The sequence below is a fragment of the Chimaeribacter sp. YP20170169 genome (assembly GCF_056739715.1).
In genome coordinates, this window is sequence record NZ_CP176825.1 from 244,288 (window position 1) to 263,028 (window position 18,741).

The 18,741-nt window shown below is 60.5% G+C and carries 16 protein-coding genes and 4 pseudogenes; 15 read left to right on the forward strand and 5 right to left on the reverse strand.

Annotated elements, in window-relative coordinates:
* The first annotated feature begins 35 nt into the window (after nucleotides 1-35).
* Nucleotides 36-695: a hypothetical protein gene (locus tag ACK3SD_RS18985; protein ID WP_481127667.1), complete on the forward strand. Its 660-nt coding sequence runs from the start codon at nucleotides 36-38 to the stop codon at nucleotides 693-695.
* A gap of 51 nt (nucleotides 696-746) precedes the next feature.
* Here the strand turns inward: ACK3SD_RS18985 and tnpA are convergent.
* Nucleotides 747-944, reverse strand: a pseudogene (gene tnpA, locus ACK3SD_RS18990) (IS200/IS605 family transposase); the annotation flags it as partial.
* Nucleotides 945-1,055: 111 nt separating this feature from the next.
* On the opposite strand from tnpA, the pseudogene ACK3SD_RS18995 reads away from it, so the two are divergent.
* The 3 genes and pseudogenes from ACK3SD_RS18995 (at nucleotide 1,056) to ACK3SD_RS19005 (ending at nucleotide 3,258) form a co-directional block, all read left to right on the forward strand.
* Nucleotides 1,056-2,146, forward strand: a pseudogene (locus ACK3SD_RS18995) (RNA-guided endonuclease InsQ/TnpB family protein).
* A gap of 60 nt (nucleotides 2,147-2,206) precedes the next feature.
* Entirely contained in the window at nucleotides 2,207-2,485 is a 279-nt protein-coding gene (locus tag ACK3SD_RS19000; protein WP_481127668.1) for a PAAR domain-containing protein, read from the forward strand.
* A 134-nt stretch (nucleotides 2,486-2,619) separates the two neighbouring features.
* Nucleotides 2,620-3,258: a LysE family translocator gene (locus ACK3SD_RS19005; protein WP_481127669.1), complete on the forward strand. Its 639-nt coding sequence runs from the start codon at nucleotides 2,620-2,622 to the stop codon at nucleotides 3,256-3,258.
* Here ACK3SD_RS19005 and ACK3SD_RS19010 read toward each other — a convergent pair.
* Together ACK3SD_RS19010 and ACK3SD_RS19015 are read right to left on the reverse strand one after the other, a co-directional pair.
* Nucleotides 3,225-4,010 (reverse strand): helix-turn-helix domain-containing protein, encoded by a 786-nt coding sequence (locus tag ACK3SD_RS19010; protein WP_481127670.1) that lies wholly within the window; start codon nucleotides 4,008-4,010, stop codon nucleotides 3,225-3,227. The two genes, ACK3SD_RS19005 and ACK3SD_RS19010, sit on opposite strands and share 34 nt — an antisense overlap.
* 30 nt (nucleotides 4,011-4,040) lie before the next feature.
* On the reverse strand, nucleotides 4,041-4,901 hold the full coding sequence (locus ACK3SD_RS19015) for a pirin family protein (protein ID WP_481127671.1): 861 nt from the start codon (nucleotides 4,899-4,901) through the stop codon (nucleotides 4,041-4,043).
* Between the two features lie 210 nt (nucleotides 4,902-5,111).
* Here ACK3SD_RS19015 and ACK3SD_RS19020 point away from each other — a divergent pair, with 210 nt between their 5' ends.
* From ACK3SD_RS19020 to ACK3SD_RS19060, 9 genes and pseudogenes are all read left to right on the forward strand, one after another.
* Complete coding sequence (locus tag ACK3SD_RS19020) at nucleotides 5,112-6,119, forward strand: MsnO8 family LLM class oxidoreductase (protein WP_481127672.1); 1,008 nt, start codon at nucleotides 5,112-5,114, stop codon at nucleotides 6,117-6,119.
* 33 nt (nucleotides 6,120-6,152) lie between these two features.
* Nucleotides 6,153-7,292, forward strand: coding sequence for an amidohydrolase (locus ACK3SD_RS19025; RefSeq protein WP_481127673.1), 1,140 nt, complete (start codon nucleotides 6,153-6,155; stop codon nucleotides 7,290-7,292).
* Between the two features lie 109 nt (nucleotides 7,293-7,401).
* Nucleotides 7,402-8,782, forward strand: a pseudogene (locus tag ACK3SD_RS19030) (LLM class flavin-dependent oxidoreductase); the annotation flags it as partial.
* Nucleotides 8,783-8,835: 53 nt separating this feature from the next.
* A pseudogene (locus ACK3SD_RS19035) lies at nucleotides 8,836-9,657 on the forward strand (ABC transporter substrate-binding protein); the annotation flags it as partial.
* A gap of 9 nt (nucleotides 9,658-9,666) precedes the next feature.
* Complete coding sequence (locus ACK3SD_RS19040) at nucleotides 9,667-10,197, forward strand: GNAT family N-acetyltransferase (RefSeq protein WP_481127674.1); 531 nt, start codon at nucleotides 9,667-9,669, stop codon at nucleotides 10,195-10,197.
* Nucleotides 10,194-11,105, forward strand: a complete 912-nt coding sequence (locus ACK3SD_RS19045) for an amino acid ABC transporter permease (protein WP_137765592.1) — start codon at nucleotides 10,194-10,196, stop codon at nucleotides 11,103-11,105. The genes ACK3SD_RS19040 and ACK3SD_RS19045 overlap by 4 nt, the downstream gene beginning before the upstream one ends.
* Nucleotides 11,106-11,107: 2 nt before the next feature.
* Entirely contained in the window at nucleotides 11,108-11,902 is a 795-nt protein-coding gene (locus ACK3SD_RS19050; protein ID WP_481127675.1) for an amino acid ABC transporter ATP-binding protein, read from the forward strand.
* Nucleotides 11,903-11,910: 8 nt separating this feature from the next.
* Nucleotides 11,911-12,846, forward strand: a complete 936-nt coding sequence (locus ACK3SD_RS19055) for a transporter substrate-binding domain-containing protein (RefSeq protein WP_481127676.1) — start codon at nucleotides 11,911-11,913, stop codon at nucleotides 12,844-12,846.
* 159 nt (nucleotides 12,847-13,005) lie between these two features.
* Nucleotides 13,006-13,722, forward strand: a complete 717-nt coding sequence (locus ACK3SD_RS19060; protein WP_481127677.1) for a YnfC family lipoprotein — start codon at nucleotides 13,006-13,008, stop codon at nucleotides 13,720-13,722.
* On the opposite strand, the gene ACK3SD_RS19065 is transcribed toward ACK3SD_RS19060, so the two are convergent.
* Complete coding sequence (locus tag ACK3SD_RS19065; protein WP_481127678.1) at nucleotides 13,652-14,290, reverse strand: nucleotidyltransferase family protein; 639 nt, start codon at nucleotides 14,288-14,290, stop codon at nucleotides 13,652-13,654. The two genes, ACK3SD_RS19060 and ACK3SD_RS19065, sit on opposite strands and share 71 nt — an antisense overlap.
* Nucleotides 14,291-14,484: 194 nt before the next feature.
* Here ACK3SD_RS19065 and ACK3SD_RS19070 point away from each other — a divergent pair, with 194 nt between their 5' ends.
* The gene (locus ACK3SD_RS19070) at nucleotides 14,485-15,792 is read left to right on the forward strand and encodes an MFS transporter (protein WP_481127679.1); all 1,308 of its coding nucleotides are present in this window, start codon (nucleotides 14,485-14,487) and stop codon (nucleotides 15,790-15,792) included.
* Between the two features lie 389 nt (nucleotides 15,793-16,181).
* A complete protein-coding gene (locus tag ACK3SD_RS19075; protein WP_481127680.1) occupies nucleotides 16,182-18,290 on the forward strand; it encodes a TonB-dependent siderophore receptor in 2,109 nt (702 codons plus the stop codon).
* A gap of 52 nt (nucleotides 18,291-18,342) precedes the next feature.
* Here ACK3SD_RS19075 and ACK3SD_RS19080 read toward each other — a convergent pair whose 3' ends face one another.
* Entirely contained in the window at nucleotides 18,343-18,738 is a 396-nt protein-coding gene (locus ACK3SD_RS19080) for an Exc2 family lipoprotein (protein ID WP_481127681.1), read from the reverse strand.
* Between the last annotated feature and the right edge of the window lie 3 nt (nucleotides 18,739-18,741).

Here is an 18,741-nt window from a genome sequence, read left to right on the forward strand (position 1 = left end):
CCGGACAGCTCGCGCAAGTTCCAGCCAATCAGGAGGTGGCGATCCTGTTTGAGTCCTCCTGCACCCTGCCTGCCGAGCACCTGTGGGAGATGTGGCAATCCGCCTGGCAACAGCAAGGTATCCAACAGCCATTGGCGCGCCTACCGGGTACAGGCATGGCGGTTATCGATGAGTGGTTGGATCGGCATATTGAGAAAAAGAGCCTGCTGCTGGTGGTTGCCATACAGGTCGCGCCGGAAACGGTAAAAGGGAGCGCGGAAGCGGCAGTGGCACTACTGCTGGGCAACCGCCTGACGCAAAAGGTGCTGAAGCCCATCGCGTTACTCCACCGTCCGGAGCAGACTACGCTGCCCACTCTGGCGCAGGGCATTGAACAGTCAGCCTATTGGGTGCCACTGCGCCACGGCGAGGAGTTGGGCCATCTCTGGCTAGCGGCAACGGACAGGCAGTCGCAATCTGCCGTGATGGCGCGCTGCGGCCAATCGCCGCTGGGCGGCATCCGCGCAGATAATGGGCTTTATCCATTGGATGACCTGTGCGGTGATGCTGGCGCGGCGGCTCCCTGGTTGGCGCTGGCGACTGCGTCACAGGCGGCGGCCAGCACATCCGCCATGCAGTTGGTGATCAGTGGAGTGCCCATGCAGGAGAGCGTGTGGATCACCCATCTCTCCCCGGTCGCCCCAGAAAGTGCGTAGCGTTCCCTTCCTTTTAGGTAGGGGATGCAGAGCGAAGCGCCCGACAGGGCGCTAATGAGGGCGGTTCTGATCCTCAATATATTTCTTAATCACTTCGAGGGGCGCACCGCCCACACTGCCAGCAAAATAAGACGGCGACCAAAGCGCGTCTGACTTCCACGCGGGTTTATGCAAATCAGGATGAAGCAATTTCATCTTGCGACTGCTCACCCCTTTCAGGCTGTTAACCAGCTTGCTGATCGCCACCTTCTAAAGATTAAATGGCAGTGCAGCACAAAGACGCAATGCCGCCCCGTTCGATAAGTTAACTCCATAGACCAACCTTGAAAATGTGCTATAAAGCCTGTAGTTTAGCGCACTATGAGCATTCATACCAAAACACTCTCAGTCAGAGTTAAAGACAAACACGCCGCCGTTTTGCGGCAGATGGCTTTTGAAGTCAATCAGGTCTTTAATCTGGCAAACGAGATAACCAGCGCGGCATATAGCAACGCTGGCGAGTTTGGTGCGCAGATCCCCAAATGGCTATCGGCGTATGATGTTCAAAAGCAGACTGCCGGACTCCGCAAGGAAAAGGGCTATCTGATCGACAGCGCCAGCATTCAGGAAGTGATCGCCGTACACGGCAAAGCCCGCAAGCAGTTTAAGCGGTCAAAACTTCGCTGGCGTGTCAGTGGCGGCACTCGCCGTTCGCTGGGCTGGATCCCGTTTAAAGTGGGCTTTGCGAAGTGGCATAACGGCAGCGTTACATTCGCTGGCAAGCTGTTTAATGTCTGGGATAGCTACGGTTTGAGCGGCTACAAATTCCGCGCGGGTAGCTTTTCAGAAGATAGCCGGGGGCGTTGGTATTTCAACGTAGCCGTAGACTATGAGGAGCAGCCAACCGAAGGCGTTAGCGCCGTTGGTATCGACTTAGGCTTAAAGGATATTGCCACCACGTCAGACGGTGAAAAGCTGGAGGAGGGCGGTTCTATCGTGATCTGGAGCCAGCATTAGGCAAGGCACAACGGGCGAACAAAAAGCGCCGCGTAAAGGCTATCCACGCCAAAATTAAAAACCGCCGCAAAGACGCTTTGCACAAATTCAGTACGGCAATGGTGAAAGCGAATGCGGCAATATTCGTAGGCGACGTGAGCGCCAGCAAGCTAATCAAAACAAAGATGGCTAAGCGCGTTTTAGACGCGGGCTGGGCGATGCTCAAAACACAGCTGGAATATAAGGCGATTGCGCGATCAGCCGTGTTTCAAGTAGTCAACGAATCCTATTCCACCCAGGCTTGTTCGTGTTGTGGGGCGCTATCCCCCAACAGTCCGAAAGGTAGAGCAGGTCTGCGAATAAGAGTATGGACTTGTCGCGAGTGCGGAACGCTACATGATCGCGATGTAAACGCGTCAAAGAATATACTCGCGGCAGGGCATTGCCGTCTAGCTGTAGGAATACCCGCCCTTTAGGGAGGGGAGGATGTCAACCGCTTTGGGAGCGCTTATTCAACAGTCAGCAAGGAGATCGTTATGGCGCAAGGCCACTATTTAATACAGGGTGACAGAACCACCTGCGGCGGCATCATCACCGAAGGAGACCCGTTATATACGCTATATGACCGGCCGGTAGCACGTGAAGGAGATGCCGTCACCTGCGGCGTCCATGCCGGGTTATACCGGATTGCGGGTGCCATCCCTGACGATGAGCTGGAGGGGCGGGGCTATGCTGGCACGCTCCATAGCCGCAGCACCTGCCCCTGTCAGGCTGGGTTCATTGCCTCCATCACTGAAGACACCTATGAGGTGTGACCGGCAATAACGGCCAGCTGGTCAACATGCCCCCGTTCCGGGGGCTTTTTTTGCCCGGTGCAATTTTTTCCAATACCTTGCTCTTATGCTGTGGTGAGATGGCGCCATCTGATAACCGCCATAAGGGGAGTGTTGTGCCGTTTTATAATGGATTTTTGCTTAGTCTTTCGCTCTGTCTGGATATTGGGCTGGCGAATATCGCGATGATGGCACTGGCGATGCAGCGCGGGTTCGGCAAGGGCATGATGCTGGGGCTTGGCACCTGCGTCGGCGATCTGATCTATGCGGTGCTGGCGATGGCCGGGATGGCTGCCCTGCTGGCGTTCGCGCCGGTGCGCTGGGCATTGTGGCTCGGCGGTTCGGCGATCCTGCTGTTCCTTACGTTTAAGATGATGTTGACCGCGCTGCGCGCCACCGCCAATCCGGCAACACCGGCCGCCGTGGATGGCAGCCGGCTGGCACTGTTTGGTCGTGGGGTGCTGCTGGCGCTCTCCTCCCCGACGGCGATTCTCTGGTTCGCGGCGGTGGGCGGCAGCCTGATCGCCCGCCAGCAGGCGGGGATGGAGAATGCTGGCCTGTTCCTCGCGGGCTTCTTCATCGCTGGGGTAGTGTGGTCTCTGGTGCTGTGCGGGGTGTCACATCAGGGCGGGAGACTGCTCGGCAAACGGATGCTGGTCTTCTCTTACGTCGCGTCAGCCCTGATCTTTGCTTACTTTGCCCTCTACGTGATGTACAGCGGCTATAGCGAATTTATCCTGCGCGGTAGCGCGTAACGCTGCGGGCTGGTGCCCATCACCCGTTTGAAGGCATTGCTGAGGTGGCTCTGGTCATAAAACCCCAGCGCGTGCGCCACGGCGGCCGGTGCCTCACCGCGCCGCAGCCGCCGGCGCGCTTCCATTAGCCGCAACTGTTGCAGGTAACGCATCGGCGTCATGTGGGTCTGCTGGCGGAAACTGCGCACCAGATGGAAGGGTGAAACGTCAGCGACCGCCGCCAGATCCTCCAGCCGCAGCGCCTCGGTCAGGTTGGCGTGCATGAAGGTAATGACGGCGTGGAGCGGGGCCGGGCGCGCATCGGGATGGCAGGCGCGCTGGTGCGGCAACAGCGCCGCCAACAGCAGCAGTTGCCGCTCCTGCCCACTGACGTCGCTGTCCTGACACAGGGCGGCGATGGCGGCAAACAGGGCCGGGTCATCGAACGCTCCCTCCTGGAACAGCACATCGCCTTGCAGTGAAAGCTCGCTCTGCTGGCAGAGGCGGCGCAGCCAACCAACATCCAGGTGCAGGCTGAAAAAGGCACTGCCCGGCGTCAAAAACTCAGAGGCCTGCACGGTCAAAGGGTTATAGATCGTCACCTGTCCGGCCTCAACGCGCTGGGCGGTGCCGTCAAACCAGATCTTCTCAACGCCCGCGAGGTTGGCGCTCAGTACATACTCCTCATGGGTGTGCCGTGGGAATCCTGCGGCACCCGAAAGGGTATGAGACGCTTCCAGCCCGTCGTGGCGTGCCAACCATGTCGTCTGCATCCCGGCTCCTGTCTGGGGGGTTGATGGCGCTTACAGCGTGACGTCGCCAAACTTACCGGCTTGGTAATCGACAATCGCCTGATTAATCTCCTCGCGGCTGTTCATCACGAAGGGGCCGTAGGAGACTACCGGCTCCTTGAACGGTTGGGCGTGACCATACAAGATCACTGCCTCGCCGCTGGCCGCCAGCGTGACACTGTCACCCTCATCGTTCAGCTCAATCAGATGGTGGGGCTTCAGCGCCTGCCCGTTGAGGGAGAGATCGCCGCGCACCACGTAGAGGAACACCGTGTGGCCCGCCGGGGCGGGCAAGGTAAGCTGCGCGCCCGCGCGGCACTGGACGGTCATCATGGTGATGCCGGTCTGTGACACGTATGGCCCCTGTTGCCCGTCAAACTCCCCAGAGATCAGGCTCACGGTGGCAAGGCCCCCTGCGGCTTCAATGGCTGGAATATCAGCCTGTTGCAAGCCGGTATAGGCGGGCTGCGTCATCTTTAGCTGGGCCGGCAGGTTCACCCACAGTTGCAGGATCTCCAGCGGGCCGCCGCTGCGTTTGAAGGAGGCCGGCGAGATCTCGGCATGTACCAGCCCGGAGCCAGCGGTCATCCACTGGATGCCGCCCTCATTGATCACGCTCTCATGGCCGCCGCTGTCGAGGTGCGCCAGCTCGCCTTCCAGAATGAATGTCACGGTCTCAAAACCACGGTGCGGGTGCGGGCCAAACGGCAACCCTTGGTTATTGGCGGGGTAGACCTGCGGGCCGTGGTGGTTGAGGAACAGGAACGGATCAAGCTGCGGAAGCTGGGCGTTAGGCAGCGGGCGGCGGGTCACCAGATCACCGATGTCGTCACGCAGGGCCGGATGCTGCTGTTTCAGGGTTCTGAAGCTCATGGGTTCACCTGTCATCAAAAGTGGCGTGACACTGTCACACTTAGTGCGCTAAGGATACCCCAGCCACCCCCTGATGAATAGTTGCAATTGAAATGAAGTGCAAGCCCTATCCCGTTCCCCGCAAGCGTTAAGCGATATTTCTTCTTTTACATCCTGACCGCCGCCTTCCAATAATTGCGGCACTCATTTGCAAAAAGGAAGGCACATCGTATGGCATACCGACTCAGCCTGCTGGACAAAAGCCCGCTGGCGACGGACGAAAGCGCCGAGCAGGCGCTGGCCCGCACCCTGGATCTGGCGAAACGGGCGGAGGCGTGGGGATTTCACCGTTTTTGGGTGGCGGAGCACCACAACAGCCCCTCGCTGGCTGGCCCATCGCCAGAAGTGCTGATCGCCTGGATTTTGGCGCAGACCCACAGCCTGCGTGTAGGCGCGGGTGGCGTGATGCTTCAGCACTACAGCCCGTATAAAGTGGCGGAGAACTTCAACCTGCTGGCCTCGCTGGCGCCCGGCCGGGTCGATCTTGGCATTGGCAAGGCGCCCGGCGGGTTGCCGCTCTCCACGCGGGCGCTGCAACAGGGGGTGAACGTGGCTGAAAAGGGCGATTTCGCGGCACAGTTGGCGCAACTCAACCACTGGCTGGAGGCGCGCAACGCTGGTGAAAGCGATGAGCTGCTGGCGACGCCCCTGCCCTCACGCCCGGCCCAGCGCTTCCTGCTGGGGGCGAGTGAAGGGAGCGCGCGGCTGGCGGCGGAGCTGGGCTGGCACTTTGTGTTTGCTGCCCATTTGAATGGCAGCGAGCGCGATCTGGAGCTGGCGCTCGAAACCTACCACCAGCTTAGTGGCGGCCAGCGGGCGATTGTGGCGGTACAGGCCATTGTCGCGGCCTCGCCAGCAGAGGCCACGCTGTTGGCCGCCGATCTCCAGCACTTCCGCGTGATTAACCCGCATGGCCAGAGCGTGACCGTCGGCACCGAGGCGCAGGCGGAGGCCTATGTGCGGCAGGCCGGGCTGACTGACTACCAGATCGAACCACGCCAGAGCGCCACCCTGAAAGGCACCGCCGCGCAGGTGCACGCCCAACTCGCAAGCCTGGTAAAACGCCACGGCATTGAGGAGTTCATTATTGATACGCCGATCAGCGAGGGCGTGGCGCGCCTGACCTCATTGGCGCTGCTGGCTGAATACCAACCGGCCACGACGCAGGTGCCCGCATAAAGTGGCGTGAGAGACTAGTTAATAGGGAGACGCATGAGCGAACAATTAGAGCAGCAGCTTATTTCATGGCGGCGAGAATTACATCAATACCCGGAACTCTCAAATAAAGAGTTTGCCACCACCGAAAGAATTACCGGCTGGTTAAAAGGATTGGGATTAACGCCCCTGCCCTATTCATTAAAAACCGGCGTGGTAGTGGAAATAGGCCACGGCGAAAAATGTATTGCCCTGCGGGCGGATATTGATGCCCTGCCGATTGAGGAGATCGCCCCGGTGCCGTTTGCCTCGCAGCACCGTGGCGTAATGCACGCCTGTGGCCATGATGTGCACACCAGCGTAATGCTTGGCGCGGCCACCCTGTTGAAGGCGCGGGAAGCTTCGCTGCCCGGCCGGGTGCGCATTCTGTTCCAGCCAGCGGAGGAGTGTTTCACCGGCGCGCAGGCGCTGATTGACGCCGGGGTGCTGGCGGGGGTGCAGGCGATTTTTGGGATGCACAATGCGCCGGAACTGCCTACCGGCACGCTGGCAACGCGCGGTGGCGCCTTCTATGCCAATGTCGATCGCTTCGTGATTCGCGTCAATGGGCGTGGCGCACATGCGGCGCGGCCGCAGGAGGGGGTGGACGCCATCGTCATCGCCAGCCAGATTGTCGGCGCGTTGCAGACCCTGCCCAGCCGGCGCTACAGCCCGCTGGAGTCGGTGGTGGTGAGCGTGACGCGCATCGCTGGCGGCACTACCTGGAACGTGCTGCCGCAGCAGGTGGAGATGGAGGGCACTGTGCGTACCCACAACAATGCCATCCGTGAGGGCATCGCAGATAATATCCGCCAGTTGATCCACGGCATCGCCACTGCCTCGGGCGGCGCGGCCGAACTGCTCTGGTCGCCCGGCCCGCCAGCGCTGGTCAATACGCCACACTGGGCCACCTTCAGCCAGCAATTGGCGCAGGAGGTGGGCTACCAACTGGTAGAGACACCGCCCCAAATGGGCGGGGAGGATTTTGCCCTCTACCTGCACCATGTGCCGGGTGCCTTTGTCAGCATTGGCAGCGCCAGCCACGACGGGCTGCACCACCCCGGATTCAACCCTGACGAGCGGTTGATTGCCCCGGCGGCACGCTATTTTTCCCAGCTCGCTGAGCACGCCCTGAATAGCCTTCCCCTGCCCCAATAATCGCTCCGGTTATTTGCCTTTTTGATGTTTAGATTGCGGGATTTGTTATTTCACATCCCGCGTCAATTCGGGAATAGTCATTTCAACGCCCCGCTCATTGAATAAGGAAATAACCATGACCCGCCAACTCCGCCTTGGCACCATATTACATGGTGCCTCAGGAAATATGTCCGCCTGGCGCCATCCGGACGCCGTTGCCGATGCCAGCATTAATCTTGAGTTTGTCAAAAGCGTGGCGAAAAAAGCGGAAGAGGGAAAACTCGACTTTATTTTTGTCGCCGATGGGCTGTATATCAACGAGAAATCGATCCCCCACTTCCTGAACCGCTTTGAGCCGCTGACCCTACTCTCCGCGCTCTCCGGCGTCACGCGCCATCTGGGGTTGGTCGGCACCCTCTCCACCAGCTACAGCGAGCCGTTTACCGTGGCGCGCCAGTTCGCCAGCCTCGATCACCTCAGCGCTGGCCGGGCCGGCTGGAACGTGGTGACCTCCCCCCTGGAAGGCTCCGCGAAAAATTTCTCGCGCCAGCAGCACCCCGACCATGCGCTGCGCTATCGCATCGCTGACGAGTACCTGACGGTGGTCAAGGGGCTATGGGACTCCTGGGAGCAGGACGCCTTCGTGCGTGACAAGGCCAGCGGCCAGTTCTTTGACGCCAGCAAGTTGCACACCCTTGACCACCACGGCGACTTCTTCCAGGTGCAGGGGCCGCTGAACATTGGCCGCACGCCGCAGGGCCGCCCGGTGATATTCCAGGCCGGTGCCTCTGAGGATGGCAAAAAGCTGGCGGCGCGCCATGCGGATGCCATCTTCACCCACCACCCGACCGTCGAGGAGGCACGCGCCTTCTACTTGGATGTGAAACGCCAACTGGTGGAGAACGGCCGCCGCCCCGAGCACCTGCACATCTTCCAGGGCGTGAGCGTGATTGTCGGTGACAGCGCCGAGGATGTGGAGCGCCAGTACCAGCAGACGGCGCAACTGGTCTCCATCAAGGATGCCCTCAACTATTTGGGCCGCTTCTTTGACCACCACGACTTTAGCCAATACGCGCTGGATGCCCCCTTCCCGGAACTGGGCGAGATTGGGCAGAACAGTTTCCGCAGCACCACGGATGAGATCAAACGCAATGCGCGTGAGAAGGGACAGACGCTGCGACAGGCGGCGCTGGAAGCCGCCACGCCGCGCCCGCTGTTCCACGGCACGCCGGAACAGGTGGCAGATGGTCTCCAGCACTGGTTTGAGAGCGGTGCGGCCGATGGCTTCATCATCAACGGCGGCACGCCAGTCACCTTCCCGCGCTTTGTGGAGAGCGTCGTGCCGCTGTTGCAGGCACGCGGCCTGTTCCGCACTGAATACTCCGGCACCACCCTGCGTGACAACTTTGGTCTGGACCAGCCAGCCAACCAATTTGCCCAATAACAATAAGAGTGAATCGCTATGCAGAAACGTTTCCTGCTCTCCGCCCTGACCGCCGCGCTGCTGTTTACGGGCGTCACCTATGCCGCTGTTCCCAGCATTGACGTCAAGGCCAATGAGGTGCCGATCAACGTGCCGAAAAACCCGGCCGCCGTGGCGCAGATCCCCGCCGGTTACCACTTCGCCGTGCCGGGCAAGTTCACAGTGGCGATCGCCGCGCTCAACTCGCCGCCGCTGGCGCTGTTCGCCGAGGACAACAAGACCCTGATCGGCAGCGAGGCAGACATCGCACGATTGGTGGCCGACAGCCTCGGGCTGGAGCTGAACATTGTACCCACCTCCTGGGAGGATTGGCCGCTCGGCGTGGCGTCCGGCAAGTATGACGCCGCCATCAGCAATATCACCGTGACCAAGGATCGTAAGGAGCGCTTTGACTTCGCCACCTACCGCAAGGATTCGCTGGGCTTCTATGTAAAGTCCACCAGCGCCATCCAGAAGCTGGACAAGGCGGAGGATATCGCTGGCCTGCGGATCATAGTTGGTTCCGGCACCAATCAGGAGGCGATTTTGCTGGGCTGGGATGCCGAAAACCGCAAAAAGGGTCTGAAGCCTTTCACCCCGATCTACACCAAGGATGACGCCGCCCAAACACTGGCGCTGCAAACCGGCCGCGCGGACGCCTACTTTGGGCCGAATGTGATTGGCGCATGGAAAGCGGCGCTGACCGGCAAGACGCGGCTGGTTGGCACCTTCGACGGCGGCTGGCCCAAGGCGGCGCACATCGCCGTGACGCTGAAAAAGAACAGCGGTCTGGTGGAGCCGGTCAATACCGCGCTGAACGGCGTGATTCAGGCCGGTGCCTATAGCCAGGTGCTGGATCGCTGGGGGGAAGGCGTCGAGCGGCTCGACAAGTCTGAGATCAACCCGCCCGGCCTGGGTGACTAAGGAGCAGATATGACCATGACATTCCGTGATGTCTCGCCGGAGGATGCGGCGCTGCAACCGATTATTACCGGCCTGTTTGGCGAGTATGAGGCGCGCTACGGCGACTTCTTCTCCCGTAGCGCCGAAGAGGAGCTGACCGAGTGGTACTTGCCGCCGCACGGGCTGTTTATCGTGCTGGAGCAGGCGGGCGAGTTGGTGGCGATGGGGGCCTACAAGCCCTTGGATGCCGACACCGCCGAGCTAAAGCGCATCTGGACGCGGCGTGACCTGCGCCGCCAGGGGCTGGCGTTCAAAGTGGTGGCGGAGCTGGAGCGCCGCGCCCTGCTGGCCGGCTACCGCAAAACCTACCTCACCACCGGCTTCCGCCAGCCAGAGGCGGTGCGCCTCTACCTGTCACAGGGGTATGAGCCGCAGTTTGACCTTAACCGCGATCCGGAGGAGTACAGCCAGCCGCCCCATGACGGACGCTTGCGGTTCACCAAAGTGTTGGGCGAAAGCGTCGCCCCGTCGCAGACGGCGCACGCCGGGGAGGCGGGATGAAGCAGCATGAAACCCTGCGTGTGGTGCCCGCGCGCTACCCGCTGCGCCTGCTGGGCGCGGCCTTTACCCTGTTTATCGCCGCTGCGGTGGTGCAGTCCGTGGCCTTCAACCCGCGCTGGGAGTGGAGCGTCTTTGCCCGCTGGTTCTTCGATCCCATTATCCTTGAGGGACTCCAGCAAACACTGCTACTAACGCTGCTAGGCTCGTTGTTCAGCCTGATCCTCGGCACCGGACTGGCGCTGGCACGCCTTTCGCCCTCCTGGCTGCTCTCCGGGCTGGCCTGGGCCTACATCTGGCTGTTCCGCTCGCTGCCGCTGGTAGTGGTGTTGATCGTGCTCTACAACTTCTCCTACCTCTATGACACGCTGTCGCTCGGCATTCCCTTTACCTCATTCTCGTTGGGTAACTACCCGACCATTGATGTGCTCGGCCAGTTCCCGACCGCCGTGGTTGGCCTGACGCTGGTGCAGTCGGCCTATACCGCCGAGATTATCCGTGGCGGCATTCTGGGCGTTGACCATGGCCAGTTTGAGGCCGCCGCGGCGCTCGGCTTGCCCGGCCGCCACCGCACTTTCCGCATCATCCTGCCGCAGGCGCTGCGCACCATTATCCCCACCGCCTTCAATGAGATCATCAGCCTGGCGAAGGGCACCTCGATTGTCTATGTGCTGGCGATGCCGGAGCTGTTCTACACCATCCAGATGATCTACAACCGCACCCAGCAGGTGATCCCGCTGCTGATGGTGGGCGCGGTGTGGTATCTGGTGATCACCAGCGTGCTGTCGCTGTTCCAATACTATGGCGAACGCTGGCTGGCGCGCAGTTCTCGCCGCGAGGCCCGCCCGGCGCTGTGGCAAAAACTTCGTCTGCGGTTTGGCCGCGCGCCCCTCGGCCCGGTAAGGAGCTAACCATGTCTGAAGCGATCGATTACCACGCGCAGCTCGCGCGCGGCCACATCTCCATTACCAACGTCACCAAGTACTTTGGCCGCCACAAGGCGCTGGATGGAGTGTCGCTGGAGTTGCCGCCGGGTTCGGTGACAGTGATCCTCGGCCCCTCCGGCTCGGGCAAGTCCACGCTGTTGCGCGCCATCAACCATCTGGAGCGGGTCGATGAGGGCTTTATCCAGATCGATGGCGAGTACATCGGCTACCAGCAGCGCGGCGACCGCCTCTACGAACTGAAGGAGCGCGCCATCCTGCGCCAGCGCACCGAGGTGGGGTACGTGTTCCAGAACTTCAATCTGTTCCCGCACCTGACGGTGCTGGAGAACATCATTGAGGCACCCATCGTCCACAAAAAGCAGACGCGGCCAGAGGCGATTGCGCGGGCACAGGAGCTGTTGGAGAGCGTCGGGCTGCGGCACAAGGCCGATGCCTGGCCGCGCCAACTCTCTGGCGGCCAGCAGCAGCGCATTGCCATTGCCCGGGCGCTGGCGCTCAACCCGCGCGTGATGCTGTTTGATGAGCCGACCTCCGCGCTGGACCCGGAGCTGGTGGGTGAGGTGCTGGATGTGATCCGGCGTCTGGCGCGCTCCGGCGTCACGCTGGTGGTGGTAACCCATGAAATTGGCTTTGCGCGTGAGGTGGCTGACCAGATCGTATTTATGGTGGATGGCAAGATCGTCGAGCAGGGCAGCGCCCGGCAGGTGATCAATGCGCCGCAGCATCCGCGCACCCGCCGTTTTCTAGCCAAAGTGCTGTAGGGGGCCGCATGAGAAACGTGATCCTCGGGCTGATCGCCCTGCCTGCGGCCTGTGCTTGGGCAGCGGCTCCCACGCTCCTGATTGACCTGGCTGCCAACCAGCAACCCATCCACACCGTCAAAAATCCGGCGGCGGTGGCGCTGATCCCGCCCGGTTTCCACTTTGCCGTGCCGGGCAAGCTGACGGTGGCGGTCAGCGCGTTGAACGCGCCACCGCTGTCGGTGCTGGCGGATGACAACCAGACGCGCATCGGCAGTGACATTGATGTCGCGCGCCTGCTGGCGGATGGGCTGGGGCTGGGGCTGAATCTGGTGCCAGCCTCTTGGGAGCAGTGGCCGTTGGGCATCAGTTCCGGCAAATATGATGTTGCGCTGTTCAATATCGCCGTGACCAAGGAGCGCAAAACCCGCTTTGACTTCGCCACTTATCGGCAGGATACGCTGGCCTTTTCGGTACGCCGCAACAGCCCCATCCGCGCCATCAGCAAACCGGCGGATGTGGCCGGGCTGAAGGTGATTGTTGGTTCCGGCACCAATCAGGAGAATGTGCTGCTGGGGTGGGACAGGCAGAACCGTGCCGCCGGGCTGGCCCCGGCCCAGCCGATCTATGTCACCGATGATGCCGCCGCCAGCCTGGCGCTCCAGTCCGGCCGGGTCGATCTCTATTTTGGCCCACACTCGACCGGTGCCTACAAGGCGGCGTTGACCGGCCAGACGCGGCTGGTGGGCAACGGCCCGCAGCTGGCGCAGGTCGCTGCCACTACTCGCAAGGGCAATGGGCTGGCCGCCGCGCTGAGTGAGGCGATCAATGGTGCGATCACGCGCGGCGACTATGCACGGGCGATCGATCGCTGGGGCGAGACGGAGGAGAAAATTGAGCGTTCGCAGGTCAATCCGCCCGGCATTGGTGATACGCCCGCCAGCGAGAGCGCCAATGCCGGTTAAAAATTGCACTTAATGAAACAGAAGCGGCGGCCTTAACCCCAATTGGCCGGGCATGATGGTTTCCTGCCATAAAAGCGATCTTTATCCTGTTTAGTCGCTATAGTGTCGCAAATTCAGCATGTTATGATGCGATAGCGCTCTAAGGATAAGGATAATACTATGCATAAGGCCGCTCTTTTTCTGCTTGGCGCCGTGGCGCTGACCGCCTGCGACAACCGCGCGCCGGAGAGGGTCAACCCTTCATTGGCCAGCCTCTCCAACATTTTTGGTTTTGACCCACTGCTCGGCAAGGTGAGGGCCTTCTCGCAAATCCAGAAAGATGAGTCCGGCAAGATCACCGCCGATATTCGCGGCACGCTGGATGAGCAGGGCTGCGTGCAGACACTGCGCGCCTTCCAGCCGCAGATGGATGTGGATGTCGATCTGGTCAAGGAGGGCGACTACTTTGTCGATCGCGCCAGCCATAAAAAGCTCTATCAACTGGATGCGCACTGTCGGCTGGAGCGCACCATTGACGGCAGCCTGCTCTATCGCAAGGACGCCAAGGGCTTTGTGACCGAGGTGGTGAAGACCGCCAACGATGACAGCTTCGCCCACTACAGCTACGACGAACTTGGTTTCCCGCGCACTACGCTGTTCCAAAGCCCGCTCGGCAAAACAGAAATTGAGGTCAAAGATGACGCCCCCGCCCACAAACGGCTGGATGCGACCACCGAGGCCAAAGTGGATGGCAAGCCAGCCGGTATCAACAAGATGTCCTGCCGCTATGACGAGCACGCCAACCCACTGAGCTGTTCCGCCACCATCACCGCCGAGGGTGACTATGGCAGCGCCGGGCTGAGCTACAATCAGACCTACCAGACCAGTTACTACTGATCGGCCTGCGGCAGGTGCGCTGGCAGGTCGATGTCCCACAGGCAGCCGGGATCGTCCACGGCCACCGCCTGCGGCGGCGCGGCGGCCAGCAGGCTGCGCGCGCCCTGATCGCCGCGAAGCTGGCACAACGCGGCAAACAGGGCGGCGCCAAAGCCGACCGGATGGCCAGCCCGCCTGTGGTAAAGGCGCGCGCGCTGGGGGCCTGATCCAGCGCCGAAGCCACCTGCCGATAGGTGTGCGGATGCAGGGCGGGCATGTCCGCCAACGCCACCAGCCAGCCCGGCCACCGCGCGGTGGCCGCCACGCCAGCGGCGATTGACTCCCCCAACCCGCCGCTCGCCACACAATAAAACTCCGCCCCGGCGGCCTGCGCCAGCCGGTGCAATGCCTCATCCTCCGGCCGCACAATGACGCGCACCGGCAGCCCGCTCGCCTGTGCGTGGCGCAGGCTGCGGGCAAACACCGTTTCGCCATCGCCCAGTGAGGCCAGCAACTTGTGCTGGCCGCCGCTGGCAGCGCGATAACGGCGGCTCAGGCCGGCGGCCATCAATAAAATCCCTGCTTCCATGACGCTTCCTCTCGCTTTTTGATGCGGTTTTCCCGGTGCCAACGGCGAATTCCGGTGACTCTTTATGCAGATTCGCTATGATGCCGGGCGACCGTATTCATTAAATGGTACGGCATAACAGTTGTTGACCGCCCCAACGGGGCATTGGCCTGCGCCACCATGCGGCAGGTGACTTTAATGACGGAGAGTGTGTTATGGCCATTGAGATCACCCGTCCTGCCGGACTAAAGGACGCTGACTCGCTGCTTTACCGCAAGATCACCTGGAAGTTAATCCCGTTTTTATGCCTCTGTTACCTCGCGGCCTATCTGGATCGTATCAATATCGGTTTCGCCAAATTGCAGATGTCCAGCCAACTGCAACTGAGTGAGGCCGCCTTTGGGCTGGGTGCCGGCCTATTTTTTGTCGGCTATATCCTGTTTGAGGTGCCGAGTAACCTGATCCTGCAACGCGTCGGTGCCAAGGTGTGGATCGCGCGCATCATGATCACCTGGGGGCTGCTCTCCGCCGCCACCCTGTTGGTCACTACCCCCACCCAATTCTATGTGCTGCGCCTGCTGCTCGGGGTGGCGGAGGCGGGTTTCCTGCCCGGTGTGCTCTACTACCTGACGCTCTGGTTCCCTTCCCACCGGCGCGGCCGCATCATCGCCCTATTTATGATTGGCCTGCCGCTCTCCAGCGTGGTGGGCGGCCCGCTCTCCGGCTGGATCATGAGCCGCTTCGACCTGTGGCACGGCCTGCACGGCTGGCAGTGGCTGTTCCTGCTGGAGGGCGTGCCGAGCATCCTGCTTGGCCTGCTGGCGTTCCGCCAGTTACCGGACAGCTACCAACACGCCACCTGGCTGGATGCCAAGGAGAAGGCCCAGGTTGGCCGCGCGCTGGCAGCGGATGAGGCAGAGGCCGGCCCGGTGCGCGCACGCTTTCGCGACGGCTTTTTCAACCTGAAAGTCTGGATGCTCGGTGGCATCGACTTCTCCATTCTGCTCAGCGCCTACGCGATGGGGTTCTGGATGCCGACCTTTATCAAGACTGCTGGCGTTACGGATCTCACCCTGATTGGCCTGCTGACCGCAGTGCCCAGCCTGGCGGCGTTGGTCGGCATGTTGCTGATTGGTGCCAGCTCGGACTATCACCGCGAACGGCGCTGGCACATCATTGTGCCCTTTATGGTCGGGGCCGCCGCCATGGCCGCCAGCACTTTCTTCACCTATAACGTCACCGCCACTGTGCTGCTCTTTTCGCTGGCGCAGGCGGCGATCATTGGCGCAGTACCGGTGTTCTTCAGCCTGCCCGGCACCTTCCTGAAGGGCACCGCCGCCGCTACTGGCTTTGCGCTGGCCTGCTCCCTCGCCAATATCGCCGGGCTGGTCAGCAACTCGCTGATGGGGCTGGCGCTGGATCTGACCGGCAAGAGTGGTGGCGCGCTGTGGGTGTTTGCCGCCAGCCTGCTGCTCAGCTCTTTGCTGGTGGTGGCGCTGCCAGCCAAACTGGTCAATCGCTAACCCTCGTCCAACCGGCCCCCGTGGGCCGGTTTTTCGGCCATTCCCACCCGTTTTATATAGTTAAATCTGACTACTGTTCAATGAAAGTGAAGTTATATCTTAACGCCACTTTTCCTGCCATTGGCCGCCACTCCGCTATTTTCCCTTTATTCTGGCTTATCTATCACGTTTAGCCCTTTCTTATCAGGGGGATAAACGTATAGCCACTTGTCACAACTCTGAAACATCTTCTTGAATCTCGCCTTTAATAATGATAATAATTATCATTAGATTTACATAATTTGAATTGATCGCATCCACGGCCCTATGAGGCCGCGGGCGATATTGCCTGACTCACACGCGTTGCTCTTTCTGTTTAACTCGAAAAGATTTTTATAGGGATTATGAATATGTTGTCGGCTTTTAATTTGAAGCGCTCCAGCCTGCTGTGTTCCCTCGCGCTGTTTGTGCCCTTCGCCTCCCTCGCGGAAGATACTATTGTCGTCACGGCCCAGCCTGCCGACACCGCTGATGCCCCCACGCAGGGTTACACGGCTAAAACCAGCAAAAGCGCCACGAAAACCGATCAACCTCTGATTACTACCGGCCAGGCAGTATCAGTTGTGACCCGCCAGCAACTCGATGACCAGAACGCCACCACCCTCAATGCCGCCCTGAACTATACGCCGGGCGTGTTTACCAACTTTGCCGGCGGCGCAACGCGTTATGACACCATCTCCCTGCGCGGCTTCCACGGCGGCGACGTCAATAACACTTTCCTCGATGGCCTGCGCCTGCTCAGCGACGGCAGCAGTTATAACGCCTTGCAGGTTGACCCGTGGTTCCTGGAGCGCATTGATGTGGTAAAAGGCCCGGCCTCTGCGCTGTATGGCCAGAGCATCCCTGGTGGCGTGGTGATCGAGAGCACCAAGCGCCCACAATTTGCCTCGGAAGGCCATTTCCGCCTCTCCGCCGGTAACTTCAATACCAAGGGCGGCGCGTTTGACTATACCGACGCCATCAATGACCAGTGGGCGTTCCGCCTGACCGGCATGACCCGTAGTAGTGATACGCAGTATGACCACCAGCGCGAGGAGCGTTACGCTATCTCCCCGCAACTGCTGTGGCAACCGGATGAGAACACCTCCCTGCTGTTGCGCGCCTACCTGCAAAAAGATCCCTCTGGCGGCTACCACTCCGCCGTACCCGCCGATGGCAGTCTGTATGGCGACCGCCTGAGCCGCGGCTTCTTTGACGGTGAGAGCAGCCACAACGTCTTCAAGCGCTGGGAGCAGATCTACAGCTACGAATTCCAGCACGCCTTCAATGACACCTGGTCATTCCGCCAGAATGCCAGCTACACCCACTCCAACACCAAGCTGGAGCAGGTTTACGGCGCGGGCTGGAATGCCGATCGCAGCGAGATGAGCCGCTACTACTCGGGTGAGGACTCCACGCTGGATGCGTTCGCCATCGATAACCAGCTGGAAGCCGATTTTGCCACCGGTATGCTGGAGCATAAGGTCGTGCTCGGTTTCGACTTCCAGCACTTTAGCAATGATGCCTCCTCTGAATACGCGACTGCCACCTACCTGAATCCCTATACCGGGGAAACAGGCGGTGATGCACTCTCGATTTACAGCAGCACGCACACCAAAACCCAGTACACCCAGACGGGCGGCTACCTGCAAGATGATATGAAGCTGGACAGATGGCACCTGACGCTCTCTGGTCGCTACGATCGTATGAAGACCAAGACGGTGACCGATGAGACCAATGCCGTTGACGAGCGCAATGATGATCACTTCACCGGCCGCAGCTCCCTGCTCTACGCCTTTGATAATGGCATTTCGCCATACATCAGCTATAGCACCGGTGTCACCCCTGCTACGCTGAAGGACGCGAGTGGAAACCTGCTGAAACCGACCACCAGCGAACAGTATGAAGTGGGCATCAAGTACCAGCCGGTGGGCAGCGCCTCGCTCTACACCGCCGCGCTGTATGACCTGACGCAGAAAGATGTCGCCAACCGCGTGGTGGTGGGCAGTTATAACGTGCCGGTGGGCAAAATCCATTCGCAAGGTCTGGAGCTAGAAGCGCGTACTCCGATCACGGAACACTTCAATATCATTGCTGGCTACACCTACAATAAGGTGAGATTCAAGGACGCGGTGGATGGCAATGACGGCAACACCCCGTATGTGACGCCGAAACAGATGGCTTCCCTGTGGGGCCAGTACAACTCCCCGATTGGCCTGGATGTGGGCGCGGGCGTACGTTATATCGGCACCCAGTGGGCGGATAACGAAAACACCCTGCATATGCCTTCCGCCACGCTGTTTGACGCCTCTGTCCGCATGAACCTGGCCCAATTCAGCCCAGAGCTGAAAGGCGCGTTCGTGCAGCTCAACGTCAATAACCTGACCGACAAGAAGTATGTCGCCGCCTGCTACGGCACCGGCTACTGCTACTGGGGCCAGGAGCGCACCGTGGTCGCGACCGTCGGCTACGATTTCTGACGCCTGATGCAACAAAAAGCCCGGCTAATGCCGGGCTTTTTTATTTTTGCGCTTAGCGCCCCTCGTAACCATCCCAATAGGCACCGGTGATCTCCTGCACAAAGATCTGCTCGTTGCGCTTGTCACGTCCCTCTTGGTAGGTGTGGTTGATGAATTGCGACGTGCGACCTGCCCTGGTCAGAAATTCATCACTGTGGAAATAGGCGATCCGCTGGTCAGCCGTGGCGCGATCTTTTCCCGCCTGTTTGTCCTCTTTACCCAGCTGGTAGAAGTAGTCAAACATCGGCACCGCATTTTTGATCGAGTCTGCCACCAGCATTCGGAATTGCGGATCGCTGTCATGGCTGGTAGCAAAGATATAGTGCCGGGCGTGTTGCTGTGGGGAAGTCTTCGCGGGAGTACAGGCGCAGAGCGCCAAAGAGAGTGCAATGGTGAGCGTCTTCTTCATTTC

Bases quoted from the DNA above. Each gene is read 5' to 3' on its own strand.
- ACK3SD_RS19020 (WP_481127672.1), top strand. From the start codon at position 5,112: ATGGCATACCGACTCAGCCTGCTGGACAAAAGCCCGCTGGCGACGGAC.
- ACK3SD_RS19000 (WP_481127668.1), top strand. From the start codon at position 2,207: ATGGCGCAAGGCCACTATTTAATACAGGGTGACAGAACCACCTGCGGC.
- ACK3SD_RS19010 (WP_481127670.1), bottom strand. From the start codon at position 4,010: ATGCAGACGACATGGTTGGCACGCCACGACGGGCTGGAAGCGTCTCAT.
- ACK3SD_RS19080 (WP_481127681.1), bottom strand. From the start codon at position 18,738: ATGAAGAAGACGCTCACCATTGCACTCTCTTTGGCGCTCTGCGCCTGT.
- ACK3SD_RS19065 (WP_481127678.1), bottom strand. From the start codon at position 14,290: ATGGAAGCAGGGATTTTATTGATGGCCGCCGGCCTGAGCCGCCGTTAT.
- ACK3SD_RS19040 (WP_481127674.1), top strand. From the start codon at position 9,667: ATGACCATGACATTCCGTGATGTCTCGCCGGAGGATGCGGCGCTGCAA.
- ACK3SD_RS19050 (WP_481127675.1), top strand. From the start codon at position 11,108: ATGTCTGAAGCGATCGATTACCACGCGCAGCTCGCGCGCGGCCACATC.
- ACK3SD_RS19015 (WP_481127671.1), bottom strand. From the start codon at position 4,901: ATGAGCTTCAGAACCCTGAAACAGCAGCATCCGGCCCTGCGTGACGAC.
- ACK3SD_RS19060 (WP_481127677.1), top strand. From the start codon at position 13,006: ATGCATAAGGCCGCTCTTTTTCTGCTTGGCGCCGTGGCGCTGACCGCC.
- ACK3SD_RS19025 (WP_481127673.1), top strand. From the start codon at position 6,153: ATGAGCGAACAATTAGAGCAGCAGCTTATTTCATGGCGGCGAGAATTA.
- ACK3SD_RS19075 (WP_481127680.1), top strand. From the start codon at position 16,182: ATGTTGTCGGCTTTTAATTTGAAGCGCTCCAGCCTGCTGTGTTCCCTC.
- ACK3SD_RS19045 (WP_137765592.1), top strand. From the start codon at position 10,194: ATGAAGCAGCATGAAACCCTGCGTGTGGTGCCCGCGCGCTACCCGCTG.
- ACK3SD_RS19055 (WP_481127676.1), top strand. From the start codon at position 11,911: ATGAGAAACGTGATCCTCGGGCTGATCGCCCTGCCTGCGGCCTGTGCT.
- ACK3SD_RS19070 (WP_481127679.1), top strand. From the start codon at position 14,485: ATGGCCATTGAGATCACCCGTCCTGCCGGACTAAAGGACGCTGACTCG.